This window comes from Nocardia rhizosphaerae, from assembly GCF_042650365.1.
Classification (GTDB): domain Bacteria; phylum Actinomycetota; class Actinomycetes; order Mycobacteriales; family Mycobacteriaceae; genus Nocardia; species Nocardia rhizosphaerae.
The window spans coordinates 360,953-373,894 of record NZ_JBHSBA010000015.1 but is presented as its reverse complement, the minus strand read 5'-3'; the positions used below and the strand labels follow the sequence as shown (position 1 = coordinate 373,894).

At 69.2% G+C, this 12,942-nt stretch carries 10 protein-coding genes and 1 pseudogene; 7 read left to right on the top strand and 4 right to left on the bottom strand.

Features of this window, described 5'->3' with window-relative positions; all coding sequences use genetic code 11:
* The first annotated feature begins 3 nt into the window (after positions 1 to 3).
* Positions 4 to 603: a hypothetical protein gene (locus ACFOW8_RS23850; protein WP_378553686.1), complete on the top strand. Its 600-nt coding sequence runs from the start codon at positions 4 to 6 to the stop codon at positions 601 to 603.
* A 40-nt stretch (positions 604 to 643) separates the two neighbouring features.
* Positions 644 to 1,921 (top strand): TetR/AcrR family transcriptional regulator, encoded by a 1,278-nt coding sequence (locus tag ACFOW8_RS23845; RefSeq protein ID WP_378553685.1) that lies wholly within the window; start codon positions 644 to 646, stop codon positions 1,919 to 1,921.
* Positions 1,922 to 1,977: 56 nt separating this feature from the next.
* On the opposite strand, the gene ACFOW8_RS23840 is transcribed toward ACFOW8_RS23845, so the two are convergent.
* Both ACFOW8_RS23840 and ACFOW8_RS23835 read right to left on the bottom strand, forming a co-directional pair.
* Complete coding sequence (locus ACFOW8_RS23840) at positions 1,978 to 3,123, bottom strand: acyl-CoA dehydrogenase family protein (RefSeq protein WP_378553684.1); 1,146 nt, start codon at positions 3,121 to 3,123, stop codon at positions 1,978 to 1,980.
* A gap of 38 nt (positions 3,124 to 3,161) precedes the next feature.
* Positions 3,162 to 4,670, bottom strand: a complete 1,509-nt coding sequence (locus ACFOW8_RS23835) for an aldehyde dehydrogenase family protein (RefSeq protein WP_378553682.1) — start codon at positions 4,668 to 4,670, stop codon at positions 3,162 to 3,164.
* A gap of 201 nt (positions 4,671 to 4,871) precedes the next feature.
* On the opposite strand from ACFOW8_RS23835, the gene ACFOW8_RS23830 reads away from it, so the two are divergent.
* The 3 genes from ACFOW8_RS23830 to fadD5 all read left to right on the top strand — a co-directional run bounded on the left by ACFOW8_RS23830 (position 4,872) and on the right by fadD5 (position 8,327).
* A complete protein-coding gene (locus tag ACFOW8_RS23830) occupies positions 4,872 to 5,855 on the top strand; it encodes an NAD(P)H-dependent flavin oxidoreductase (RefSeq protein WP_378553681.1) in 984 nt (327 codons plus the stop codon).
* 79 nt (positions 5,856 to 5,934) lie between these two features.
* Positions 5,935 to 6,741 (top strand): enoyl-CoA hydratase-related protein, encoded by an 807-nt coding sequence (locus tag ACFOW8_RS23825; RefSeq protein WP_378553680.1) that lies wholly within the window; start codon positions 5,935 to 5,937, stop codon positions 6,739 to 6,741.
* Positions 6,742 to 6,752: 11 nt separating this feature from the next.
* The gene (fadD5, locus tag ACFOW8_RS23820; protein WP_378553679.1) at positions 6,753 to 8,327 is read left to right on the top strand and encodes a fatty-acid--CoA ligase FadD5; all 1,575 of its coding nucleotides are present in this window, start codon (positions 6,753 to 6,755) and stop codon (positions 8,325 to 8,327) included.
* Between the two features lie 78 nt (positions 8,328 to 8,405).
* Here the strand turns inward: fadD5 and ACFOW8_RS23815 are convergent, their stop codons facing one another.
* Both ACFOW8_RS23815 and ACFOW8_RS23810 read right to left on the bottom strand, forming a co-directional pair.
* On the bottom strand, positions 8,406 to 9,755 hold the full coding sequence (locus tag ACFOW8_RS23815) for a lipase family protein (protein WP_378553678.1): 1,350 nt from the start codon (positions 9,753 to 9,755) through the stop codon (positions 8,406 to 8,408).
* Positions 9,756 to 9,819: 64 nt separating this feature from the next.
* Complete coding sequence (locus ACFOW8_RS23810; RefSeq protein ID WP_378553677.1) at positions 9,820 to 10,800, bottom strand: AurF N-oxygenase family protein; 981 nt, start codon at positions 10,798 to 10,800, stop codon at positions 9,820 to 9,822.
* 394 nt (positions 10,801 to 11,194) lie between these two features.
* Between ACFOW8_RS23810 and ACFOW8_RS23805 the strand changes: the two are divergent.
* Positions 11,195 to 11,371, top strand: a pseudogene (locus ACFOW8_RS23805) (DUF6670 family protein); the annotation flags it as partial.
* Between the two features lie 95 nt (positions 11,372 to 11,466).
* Positions 11,467 to 12,939, top strand: coding sequence for an aldehyde dehydrogenase (locus ACFOW8_RS23800; protein ID WP_378553676.1), 1,473 nt, complete (start codon positions 11,467 to 11,469; stop codon positions 12,937 to 12,939).
* Positions 12,940 to 12,942: the final 3 nt, after the last annotated feature.

Here is a 12,942-nt window from a genome sequence, read left to right as displayed (position 1 = left end):
ACCATGAGCAACGACGAAACCTCCACCAGCACCACGGATTCCGAGACAGCCACCACCGACGGACCGGCCCGCTCGATCGTGGCGAGATGGCAGACGGCCGACCGGAAGACCCTCGCGCTGCGTGGCGCGGCGGCGATGGCCCTCGGCGCCTCGGTGGCGACCTCGATCGTGCTGTTCCTGCAGAACAAGGACAGCGCAGATCTGCTCGCGGCCCAGCAGCAGGCCAGGGAAGCCGCCTGCCGATACGGCCCGGTGCTGGCCGACTACGACAGCGCCGACCTCGACACCTACTTCGCCGCGGTGCTCGACGGCGCGGCCGGCGACTGGAAAACGCAGTTCGAATCCACCAGCACCGAACTGCGCGACGCGCTCACCCAGGGTGAGGTCGTCTCGAAATCCACCGACACCCAGTGCGCGCTGCGTACCGGCGACGAGACGACCGCCGAGGCGATCGTGGTGATCGGGACGACCATCTCGAGCCTCGGCACCGAGCACAAGGCCAAACCCGGACAGCTGTCGATGGTGCTCGGACTGCAGCGGGTCGATGGCCGCTGGCTGGTCGACACCGTGAACTCGCCCCTACCCGCGGTGCCCGCCCAGTGACCGAATCCGCGATGACGAGCCCGCGAGCTCGGGCGATAGCATGACGGGCGAAATCTCCGGGAACACCCGTTCCCCGCGCGCAGCAAAGGGTAGGACGACGAGCAAACAGGCAGACGACGCGACCTCGCCCGCACCGGAACGCCCGATCCGGCGCAGGCCGAAGAATCGGCGTGCCCAGATCGCGGCCGAATCGGCGGCCGCCTTCGGCGCGTACGGCTACCACGGCGTGAGCATGGACGATATCGCCCGCAGGCTCGACATCAGCTCGACCGCGCTGTATCGCCACTTCTCCAGCAAGTACGCGCTGTTCCGGGAGGAGCTGTTCCGGCTGGCCGACGTCACCGTCGGCGCGGTCGATCTGCCGGAGGGCGCGGCCGACTGGACGCCGCGGCAGCGCTGCGACCACGTGATCGACGCGATCATCGAGCGCACCATCGCGCACCGATCGACGGTGCGGCTGGTGCGCTGGGAGCGCCGCTACCTCGACGACGCGGACCGGCGGACACTCGACGACCGGTTCGCCCACGCCGTACAACTACTCGGCACGCTCGTGGCCGACGTGCACCCGGACCTGGCCCGCAACGATGTCGCGGTGCGCGCGTTCGCGGTGTTCAGCGTGGTCAGCAGCATCGGTGATCACCACGCCACACTGCCGGTGAAATCGCTTGCGCCGCTGCTGAAGTCGGTCTGCCGCGCATTGGTCGACAGCGCACTGCCCGCGCCGCTGCCCAATCCGGTACCGCCGGAACCGAGCACCGTGGCACCGTTCATGCACGAGGTGCTGCTGTCGCGCTCGGTGGAACTGTTCCACGAGCGCGGGTATCAGAACGTCAGTGTGGAGGACATCGCGACCGCCGCCGACCTGGCGACGGCGTCGGCGGTGTACCGGTACTACCGCAGCAAGAGCGACCTGCTCGCCGCCGCGTTCCGGCGCGCCGCCGACATCGTCTCCGGGGCGATCGGCCCCACCGTCGCCGAGTCGGCCTCCCCCGCCGAGGCGCTCGGCCGCCTGATCGACATGTACGTGGCCGGGTCCTTCGCCGAGCGGGCCCTGACCTACGTCTACTACGCGGAGTTCGGCAATGTCGCCGCCGAGGACCGGGTCACCCTGCAGCACATCCAGCAGGTCGTGGTCGCCGAATGGACCAAGCTGCTGGCGCAGGTGCGTCCCGAGCTGTCCGAGAGCGAGGCGCGCATCCTCGTGCACGCCGGCTTCGCCCTGGTCGTCGACCTCGGCCGGGCCTTCGGTGACGACGGCATCGCACCGCAGAACCGGGTGATCAGCCTGCATCGGACCACCCTGTTCGGGCATCCGTGACCAGGTTTCGCCGCCACCCACATCGCCGACGAGGAGGTGGCGGCGAACCCGATCGGCTACAGCCCGTAGGTCTTGCCGATGATGTCGCGCTGGATCTCGCTGGTGCCACCGAAGATGGTGGACACCAGCGCACCGCGCACGTGCTTCTCCATGTCGAACTCGCGGGCGTAGCCGTAGCCGCCCATCATCTGCATGCCCTCCAGCGCCACCCGCTTGGCGGTCTCGGTGGCCTTGAGCTTGGCCATCGACGCCTCGCGGGCCAGCATCCGGTCGGGGTGCGCGTCGGCTTCCTTCGCCACGCTGTACACCAGCAGCTTGGTGCACTCGATCTCGGTGGCCAGATCGGCCAGCCGGTGCCGCAGCGCCTGGAAGGTACCGATCGGCCTGCCGAACTGCTTGCGCTGGGTCACGAACGCCAGGGTGTCCTCGAAAGCGCGTTCGGCCGCGCCGAGGCTCATCGCCGACAGGATGAGCCGCTCGAAGTTGAGTCCGGTCATCAGCTGGCGCCAGCCGTTGCCCTCCTCGCCGACCACCGCGTCCTCCGGCAGCACACAGTCGGTGAAGTACAGGTCGTTGGTCTCGCGCTGATTGCCCATCAGTTCGATCTGGCTGATCTGCAGACCCGGCGTGTTCGCCGGCACGTGGAACATCGTCATGCCCTCGTGCTTGCCGCCTTCGCGGGAGGTGCGGGCAACGAGCAGGATGTTCTCGGAGATGTGGGCGTTGGAGCACCAGGTCTTCTGGCCGTTGATCACCCAGCCGTCGCCGGTCTTCACCGCCTTGGTCGACAGGTTGCCCACATCCGAGCCCGCCTCGGGCTCCGACATCGAGATCGACTGCGACGCACCACGCACGATGCCGCGCAGCACGTCCTCCTTCTGCGCCTCGGTGCCGAACTTGGCGTAGGCACCGCCGGTGATCAGAGTGGGGCCGATCGCGCCGATCGGCAGCATGCCGCGCGCCGATTCCTCGAGCAGGATGCACATGTCGACCATCGACGCATCCGACCCGCCGTACTCCTCCGGCACGGTCAGGCCGAGCCAGCCGAGTTCGGCCATCTTCGCGTAGACGTCAGGGTTGTGCTGCTCGGTGTCGTGGTCGGTGAGCGCGTCACGCTGCTCCCTGGTGCCGGCCTCGCGCTTGGCGAACGCGGCGACCGCCGCGGCGAAATCCTTCTGTTCCGGGCTGAATTCGACGCCCATGTCGTATTCCTCTGCTTTCCGTCTTCTCGGTGGGAAACCTATTTCGCGCGGCCGAAGCGGCGCGCGGTGACCTTGCGGATCAGCGACATCGTCGACTCCGTGCGGGCGAAGGACTGCAACGCCATGCCGGGAATCGCGAAGCGCTGCCGTGCGATCGAGTGCGGGCGGGTGAAGCCGAGCAGGCCTGCGGCACCGTGGATCCGCCCGACCCCGGACTCCCCCACCCCGCCGAACGGCAGGGCGGGGATGGCCGCGTAGGCGGCCGGGCTGTTCACCGAGGTCGCGCCCGCGCGCAGGGCACGCGCGATCTCCATGCCGCGCTTGCGCGAGAACACCGACGACGCCAGCCCGTACTTGCCCGCGTTGGTGAGCCGGATGGCCTCGGCGACATCGCGCACCTTGCGCACGGTGAGGGTGGGTCCGAAGGTCTCCTCACGGACCGCGTCCGAATCCTCGGGCGCGTCGACGAGCACGATCGGGCTCACGAACGGCGCCCGGATCGCGTCGAGCCCGCCGACCACGGCGGTCGCGCCCTTGTCCAGCGCGTCGCGCACGTGCGCGGTGACCACGTCGACCTGGCTGGGCATGGTCATCGGCCCGTAGGCCGCGCCTGCCGCCGAGCCGGGCGCGAGGTCGGCGACCCGCGTGGTGAGCTCGGCGAGGAACTCGTCGAACACCGACTCGACCACGTAGCAGCGTTCGGTGCCGACGCAGGTCTGCCCGGAGTTCGACATCGCCGACCAGGCGATCGCGTCCGCGGCGGCCGCGACATCGGCGTCCTCGGCCACGATCGCGGCGTCCTTGCCGCCGCATTCGAGCACCACCGGGGTGAGCCGTCGCGCGGCCGCGGCCATGATCTTCTTACCCGTGGCCGTCGACCCGGTGAAGGCCACCATGTCGACCCCGGCCTCCACGAGCGCGCGCCCGGTCTCCCCCGGCCCCGTGACCGCGCCCAGAATGCCTGCCGGGAGTGCGGGATTGGCCTTGGTGAAGGCGTCGACGTACCAGTGCCCGACCCCGGTGGTGAGCTCGCTGGGCTTGAAGACCACGGTGTTGCCCGCGGCCAGTGCGTACGCGATCGAACCGTTGGGGGTGTAGACCGGATAGTTCCACGGCCCGATCACTCCGACCACGCCGTGCGGGCGCTGTTCGATCACCGCCTCGTGATTGGCCATCATCAGGCCGGGCCAGACTTTCTTGGGCCCGAGGATCTTGGCGGCGTTGACCGCGGCCCACTCCAGGTGCTCGACGGCGGTGACCACCTCGAGATAGGCGTCGTCGACGGTCTTGCCGTTCTCGGCGTGGATCAGCGCGCAGAACTCGTCGACGTGACCGATCAGGTATCCGGCCCAGCGTTGTAAGGCCCGCTTCCGCTCGGTGAACCCGAGTTCACGCCAGACCTGTGCGGCCGTTCGGGCACGCTCGACGGCCGCGCCGACCGCGGCGGCGTCGTCGATCGGCCAGCTGCCGACCCGCGCGCCGTCCGCCGGGTCGACAGTGACCAACTCTGGCACAGAAATGTGTGCGGTAGTGGGGGTTTCGGTCATTCTCGACCTTCCTTCGCCTCGCTCGGCAACTGTCGTGTCCGGGTCGGGCACTCGCGGCGCGCGGCGCGCCGTTCGAACTGTTGACAGCTCGCGCCGACCGCCGTTAAGTTAATCACAATTCTCACTAAGTTAATCACGGTTCTCGCCAGTTGCAAAGGGCTGCCGCCCGGCGGGGACATCGGATCCGAAAGGGAGGGCGCGATGTTGCGCACCCGGTTCACCGAGGCTTTCGGGGTCGAGCACCCCATCGTGCAGGGCGGGATGATGTGGGTCGGCCGCGCCGAACTCGCCGCCGCAGTGTCGAACGCGGGCGGTCTCGGCATCATCACCGGGCTCACCCAGCCCACGCCGCAGGCCCTGCGCGAGGAGATCGCCAAGGCCAGGGACCTCACCGACAAGCCGATCGGGGTGAACCTGACGATCCTGCCGTCGATCACGCCGCCGCCCTACGAGGAATACCGGCAGGCCATCATCGACGCTCGAGTCCCGATCGTGGAGATCGCCGGCGGCAACCCGGCCACCCATCTGCCGTTCCTCAAGGACGCGGGAATCAAGGTGCTGCACAAGTGCACCAGCGTCAAGCACGCGCTCAAGGCCCAGCAGGTCGGCGTGGACGCGGTGAGCATCGACGGATTCGAGTGCGCGGGCCATCCCGGCGAGAACGACACCCCCGGTCTGGTGCTGATCCCGGCGGCGGCGCGCGAACTGGAGATACCGATGATCGCCTCCGGCGGTATCGCCGACGCCCGCGGCCTGGTCGCCGCGCTGGCCCTCGGCGCGGACGGGGTGAACATGGGCACCCGGTTCCTGTGCACCGTCGAGTCCCCGATCGCGCACGCGGTCAAGGAGCAGATCGTGGCCAACACCGAGCTCGACACCAAGCTGATCTTCCGCACGATGAACAACACCGCCAGGGTGGCCGACAACGCCGTCAGCCGCCAGGTCGTCGAGATCGAGCGCGGCGGCGGCACCTTCGCCGATGTGCGCGAGCTCGTCGCGGGCGCCCGCGGCCGCAAGGTCTACGAGGACGGCGATCCGGACGCGGGGATCTGGAGCGTCGGCCAGTGCCAGGGCCTGATCCACGACATCCCCACCTGCGCCGCGCTGGTGTCGCGGATGGTCGCCGAGGCCGAGGCGCTCATCGGCGATCGCCTGGCGCGCTCGGTCGTGACGGCGGTGGCGTGATGAGCGAGCGTAGCGAGCGGCAGATGGGCACAGCCGAGCACTCGCTCGTGCCGGAGCCGAGCGCCGGCGAGGCGCAGGCATGAGCGAGAGCCTGCACATCGACGAAGCCCGCGGCATCCTGCGGATCACCATCGATCGCCAGGCCAGGATGAACGCGATCGACCTGGCCACCATGGCCGAGCTGTCCGCCGCGATCACCGCCGCCACCACCAGAACCGACCTCAGGGTGATCGTGCTGACCGGCGCGGGCACCGCGTTCTGCACCGGCGCCGATCTCGCCGCGGCGGCCGCGTCCGGCGGCAACGAGGCCACCCCGGAGGTGGTGATGGACACCGCCAACGGCGTGATCCGCGCGATCCTGGACGCACCGCTGCCGGTGATCGCCGAGGTCAACGGACCCGCCGCCGGAGTGGGCGCCTCCATCGCGCTGGCCGCCGACCTGATCTACGCCGCCGACAGCGCCTACCTGCTGCTGCCGTTCACCTCCATCGGGCTGATGCCCGACGGCGGAGCGACGGCGGTCGTCGCCGCGGCCATGGGCCGGGTCCGCGCCGCCGAACTGGCCCTGCTCGGTGGCAGGCTGCCCGCCGCCGCGGCCGCCGCGGCCGGGCTGATCACCGGCTGCGTGCCCGACGCCGACCTGAGCGAGCAGGTAACCGGCATCGCCACCAAGCTCGCGGCGGGCCCGCGCCGCGCCCTGCAGCTGACCAAGGCCGCCGTCAACGCCGCGACCCTGACCGAACTCGACGCCGCGCTCGCCAGAGAGAAAGAGGGCCAGGTGGAACTGCTCACCTCCGCCGACTTCCTCGAGGGGATGACCGCGATGCTCACCCGCCGCGCACCCAACTTCACGGGCGCGCCGACCCCGATCGCCGACCCGGCCTAGAGGAGACGACGATGTCCACTGCCGCAGAACCGATGCGCTCCCGACGCAATCACTGGATGAACCAGATCGCGATCCACGCCACCGCGATCCCCGACGCGCCCGCGCTGCGCTACCTCGGCAAGACCACCAGCTGGCGCGAGTTGCACGAGCGGGTCGGCAAGCTCGCCGACGCCCTGGCCCGCCGCGGCGTCGGCCAGGGCGACCGGGTACTGATCCTGATGCTCAACAACACCGAGTACATCGAATCGGTGTTCGCCATCAACACCCTCGGCGCCATCGCGGTCCCGGTGAACTTCCGGCTCACCCCGCCCGAGATCGCCTACCTGGTCACCGACAGCGGGGCACGCGCCATCGTCACCGAGGCGATGTTCGCCCCGCTGGTCGGCGCGGTCGCCGAGCAGACCGGCGGCCTCGACCTGCGGGTGGTGGTCGGGGTCGGCAGCTGCGAAGGCATGCTCGGCTACGACGATCTGCTCGCCGAGGACAGTGCGCCGCACGAGCCGATCGACGTGCCGGAGGACACCGCCGCGCTGATCATGTACACCTCCGGTACCACCGGAAACCCCAAGGGCGCGGTGCTCACCCACCTCAATATGAACGCGCAGGCGCTCACCTGTATCCGGGCCATGCGCTACAGCGCCGACGACATCGCCTTCTGCGCGTCGCCGCTGTTCCACATCGCCGGATTGGGCTCGATCGCCTCGTGTTTCGTGCTCGGCTCGCTGACGGTGATCCACCCGCTCAAGGCCTTCGACGCCACCGAGGTACTCGACGCCTGGGAACGCGAACGTGCCACCTCGGTGTTCCTCGTTCCCGCGCAGTGGCAGGTCGTCTGCGCGGATCCCTCGGTGCCGCAACGGGATCTGCGGTTGCGGGTGATCAGCTGGGGTGCCGCGCCCGCCTCCGACACGGTGCTGCGCGCGATGGCCGAGACCTTCCCCGACGCCCTGAATGTGGCGGTGTTCGGGCAGACCGAGATGTCACCGATCACCTGCGTGCTCGACGGCGAGGACGCCATCCGCAAGCTGGGCTCGGTCGGCAAGCCGATCCCGACCATCGCCACCCGCATCGTCGACGACGAGATGAACGATGTGGCCCCCGGCGAGATCGGCGAGATCGTCTATCGCGGACCGACACTGATGCGCGAGTACTGGAACAACCCGCAGGCCACCGCCGACGCGTTCGCGGGTGGCTGGTTCCACTCCGGTGATCTGGTGCGCGTCGACGAGGAGGGCTTCGTCTATGTCGTCGACCGCAAGAAGGACATGATCATCTCCGGCGGCGAGAACATCTACTGCGCCGAGGTGGAGAACGCGCTGTTCGCCCACCCGAGGATCAGGGAGGCCGCGGTGATCGGCCGCGCCGACGACAAGTGGGGTGAGGTCCCGATCGCGGTCGTCGCTGTCGAAGGCGACGGCGCGCTGGAACTGCCCGAACTGGAACCGCATCTCAACGCCCACCTCGCCCGCTACAAGCACCCCAAGGACCTGGTGATCGTCGAATCCTTGCCGCGCAATGCCGGCGGCAAGGTGGTCAAACACGAACTGCGCAAGCTCCACGGCACCGCACCCGCGGTCAGCGGCTGAGTTCCGTGGCAGGTACTGGTCGCGGTGGACTCCGAGCGGGGAGAGTCCACCGCGACCAGCGGACTGCCGCGCAGTGGGTCAGGCCGCGTGCCGGGTGGTCGCGGCACCGCCGACGCGTGCCGGGCCGCGGTCAGGGCCCGACAGCGGACGGGCGAACAGGACCCGGAAGGCGGCGCGGGCCAGTTCGGCGAGTCCGCGCCTGCCCGCGGGCAGCCCGAGCACGCTCCACACGGTGCGGGTCTGCGCCGGTGTCGGTGCGACACCGGCGAAGCGGTCGGCGAGCCAGTTCAGGCTCAGCGGCGTCGACAGTGCCAGCAGCGTGAGGTGCTCGCTGAGCCGGTCGCGCAGGTAGGTGACGTGCGCGCCGTGCGCCCGGTAGCGCTCGACCAGCGCATCGATGTCGGCGCTGGCAATGATCTGGTCGTGTACCGCCTGCACCACGAGCAGCGGCACCGAAGGGCCCGAGGTGCCGAGTTCGGCATCGGCGAACACCGCCGCCATCTCCTCGAGCGCGAGCAGTTCGGCGAGCGGCATCTTCGTGTGCCGTTCTACGTTGTAGCGCGCCAGCCGCAGGACCGTGGCGCCGGTGGTCGCCTTCGCGGCCCGGTCGAGCACCGCCAGACCCGCCTCGTCGACATGGGTGCCGAGCACGGCGTCCAAGGCCGGATACACCCGGCGCAGGGCGGCGATCACCAGTGTCGGCAGGCCCGCGTGTACGCCGCCGTTGAGCCGGTGGAAGGTCGCGAGCAGGTCGCCCACCGGTGAGCCGAGCACGCCGCCGACGATGTCGAGTTCCGGCGCGTAGGTGGGGGCCGTCTCCGCGGCCCACGAGGTGGCCAGCCCGCCACCGGAGTAGCCCCACAGGCCCACCTGTGCCCCCGGCCGCAGCCCCAGCGGCACGAAGGACAGTGCGGCCCGCACGCCGTCGAGCGTGCGGTACCCGGGCTCACGCGGCGCACCCCACGCGCCGAGCATGCCCTCGTGATCGGGGATCGAGATAGCCCAGCCCCTGGTGAGGGCGTCGGCGAAGCAGAGCAGTTCCACGTGGGCGAAGGTGCCGATCGCGCGCGATCGGCGTTGCAGGCCGTAGGAAGGGAACCCGCGCGAGGACACCGCGTCGATGGCGCACTGGAACGACAGCAGCGGGGTGCCGGGCACCACGCCGTCGGCGGGGGCGATCACCGTGGTCACCGCGGCGTCGGGCGCTCCGTTCAGATCGCTCGTGCGGTACAGCAGCTGCCACGCGGTCGCCCGCAGTGGGATCAGCCCGAACGCGGCGAGTTCGACCGGCCGCCACCGCAGGACGGTGCCGTGCGCGCGCTGCGCGTAGCCGCTCGGCGGCCGGTAGAACGGGTCGTCCTCGGGCAGCAGGGCGGTGGTGGGTGCGGGCCAGCTCTCGGCGCGCGGCACGGCGGGGTCGGCGGTCAACGGGGAAACTCCCAGGGTTCGATCGGACCGGTCGGGCGACCGGTCCGCGGCGGATCGGCAGTGGTCAGGCGATGCGGCGGGCCGGCTCACTGCGATAGCGCGAGACCGGGCCGTCGATGCCGAGCAGCCGCCAGGTGAGCTTGGCGACCGGATTCATCAGGCCGGTATCGGTGACCAGCGCGCGCACGTCAGCGAAGACGTCGCGCATGGTGGTCTGCGACTCGGGGCTGCCCCAGTACGCCTCCCGCATCACCTCGGCCGGAATGCCGAACTTGTCCACGAACTCCTTCGGCGGGGTCGCGATCATCGACAGCATCACCCGCATCGCGATCGGGAAGGCCACCGACAGAACGGTTTTGGTGATCGGATGCATCGACGGCACGTTCTTGCGCAGATATTCGTGGGCGAAGGAGATGTGCCGCGCTTCCTCGGCCACATGGATCTGCATCACCCGGTTCACCATCGGATGCAGATCCACACCCCCGCGCAACAGCGACTTCTGCAGATGATCGATCGGCTCCTCCCCACCGAGGATCATCGTGAAGAACAACTCGGGGAAATACTTCACCGCAGGCCAGATGACCATCGTCAGCTTGCGATCGATGGAACCCATCCCCACCACATCGCGATACCCGATCCGGTTGATCATCTCCTGGAACATCATCGTGTGATTGCACTCTTCGGCCGCCTCGTGGGTGACATACCGGAACTCCGGATCACCGTTGGGCACCGAGATCAGATACTGCATCAACCCCCGGATCAGCAACTGCTCGAAATCCAGCCCGACCTTCGCGATCCCGGCCTGACGCCACATCCCCATCGCGATCCGCTTCTCCACCGGCTGCGCCTTATACCAGGGATGACGGCCGAGTGGATCCTCGTCCGGCATGATCCAGCGCCGATCATCGGAATGCACCGCGAACTCCGGCGAATCCCAATCGATATCGACATACGGATCGAAATGCCGGTTCACCGAGCCCTCGGACAGCTCGCGCAAGATTTCCTGATAGCCGGGCTCGGCGCCCCGGACGGTGGACAGCGTCATCGATGTCTCCTCAGAACGGTACTGCGACCCAGTTTAGTGGTACCGCGAGTACCGCACAAGAGAAGCCGCTACATGCTGTCACAGCTACCATGCCGAGCGACTATTCCATCAGTGGATCGACACCGGCCCCCTCTACCGCGCGCAACCTCTCGGCGAACCCGAACAGAATCGCGAACGACTCCGCCGACAAGCCGTCCGCCAGTGCGACCAAGCGCTCGAAGCGCCGATCCGAGAACGTCGGTCGCGGCTGCGCGATCAATCGGCCACGGACCCTCTCCCCCGACTCCATCCGCACCCCCCTCCGGAACCGTCACGCACCTCACCGATCGCCCTGCCGAACCATGCGCAAACAACATAGCTGTCAGTTTGCGGACGGGGGTAATCGATGCCGACATTGTGCACGTTCGAATACGCACGGTGCGTGTCGCCGCAGGCCCTCACCTCGCGCACCCTGCCCGCGACCCGGAAACTGCCGGTCGACTTCTTCACCTACCAGATCATCAATCTCGACGACACAACCCAGGTGCTGCTCACCGATGTCCGCGCCGCGGGGGCGGTCGCCTGCAGGCTCACGGCGTGACACCCGCGAGCGCCGACTGCACCTTGCCGATCCGAACGGTGGTGAATTATAGTCCAGACACCTGTCCAGCCATGGAGGGAGACGCGGTGGCGAGCGACTTGCGCCCTGGCGGCGGCACCCCGTTGCTCATCGATGGAAAGCTGGTCCCCGGGTCGGGCGGCGTGTTCGCCACGACCTCACCCACCACCGGCGAGCGACTCGGCTGGGCGGCCGACGCGACCGCCACCGATCTGGACGCGGCTGTCGCCGCCGCCAGGACGGCGTTCGACGAGACGAGCTGGTCCACCGATCCGGCACTGCGCGCCCGCGGCATCCGACAGTTGCGCGACGCCATGCTCGACCACCTCGATCAGCTGCGGGAGATCACCATCGCCGAGGCAGGCGCACCGCGCACGCTCACCGCGGGACCGCAGCTCGACGGGCCGGTCCGCGATCTGGGCTGGTTCGCGGATCTCACCGAAACCTATTCCTGGCGAACGGATCTACCGATCGCCGAGCCGTTGGGAATGCGCACCGCGCGGCAGCTGCGGCGCGAGGCGGTCGGCGTGGTCGGGGCGATCACGCCGTGGAACTTCCCGCACCAGATCAATCTGGCCAAGCTGGGGCCCGCACTCGCCGCGGGCAACACCGTTGTGCTCAAGCCTGCACCGGACACCCCGTGGTGCGCGGCGGCGCTCGGCATCCTGGCCGCCGAGCACACCGATATCCCGCCCGGCGTCGTCAATGTGGTGACATCTTCGGATCACGCGATCGGCGCCCGGCTGGCCGCGGATCCACGGGTGGATCTGGTGTCGTTCACCGGGTCGACCGACACCGGCAAGGCGGTGATGGCCTCCGCGGCGGACACGGTGAAGAAGGTCTTGCTCGAACTCGGCGGCAAGTCGGCGTTCGTCGTCCTCGACGACGCCGATCTGCGGGCAGCCTGCGCCATGGCGGCGTTCTCGGTGTGTGTGCACGCGGGTCAGGGGTGCGCGTTGTCCACCCGGCTGCTCGTGCCACGTGCCCGATACGACGAGGCCGTGGCGATCACGGCGAGGACGATGGCCGGTATCCGGCCCGGCGACCCGGACGACCCTGGCACCGTCTGTGGTCCGCTCATCTCGGCGCGCCAGCGTGAGCGGGTCGAGGGATATCTCGACCAGGCCCGCCGTGCGGGCGGGCAGATCCTCGTCGGCGGTGGACGGCCCGCCGATCGCCCCGACGGCTGGTTCGTCGAACCGACCTTGATCGCCGGTCTGCCGACCACTTCGGTGGTGGCGCGCGAGGAGATCTTCGGCCCGGTGCTGGTGATCCTGCCCTACGACGGCGACGCCGACGCGATCCGCGTCGCCAACGACTCCCCCTATGGACTGTCCGGTGCGGTGTGGGGCACCGACCCCGACCGGGTCGAGGCCGTCGTCGCCGGCATCCGCACCGGCACCCTGTCGGTCAACGGCGGCACCTGGTATTCGGTCGACGCCCCGTTCGGGGGCTACAAGCAATCCGGCATCGGCAGGGAAATGGGCGTGGCCGGCTTCGAGGAGTACCTCGAGACCAAGCTCGTCGCCTACCCGGCCTGACTT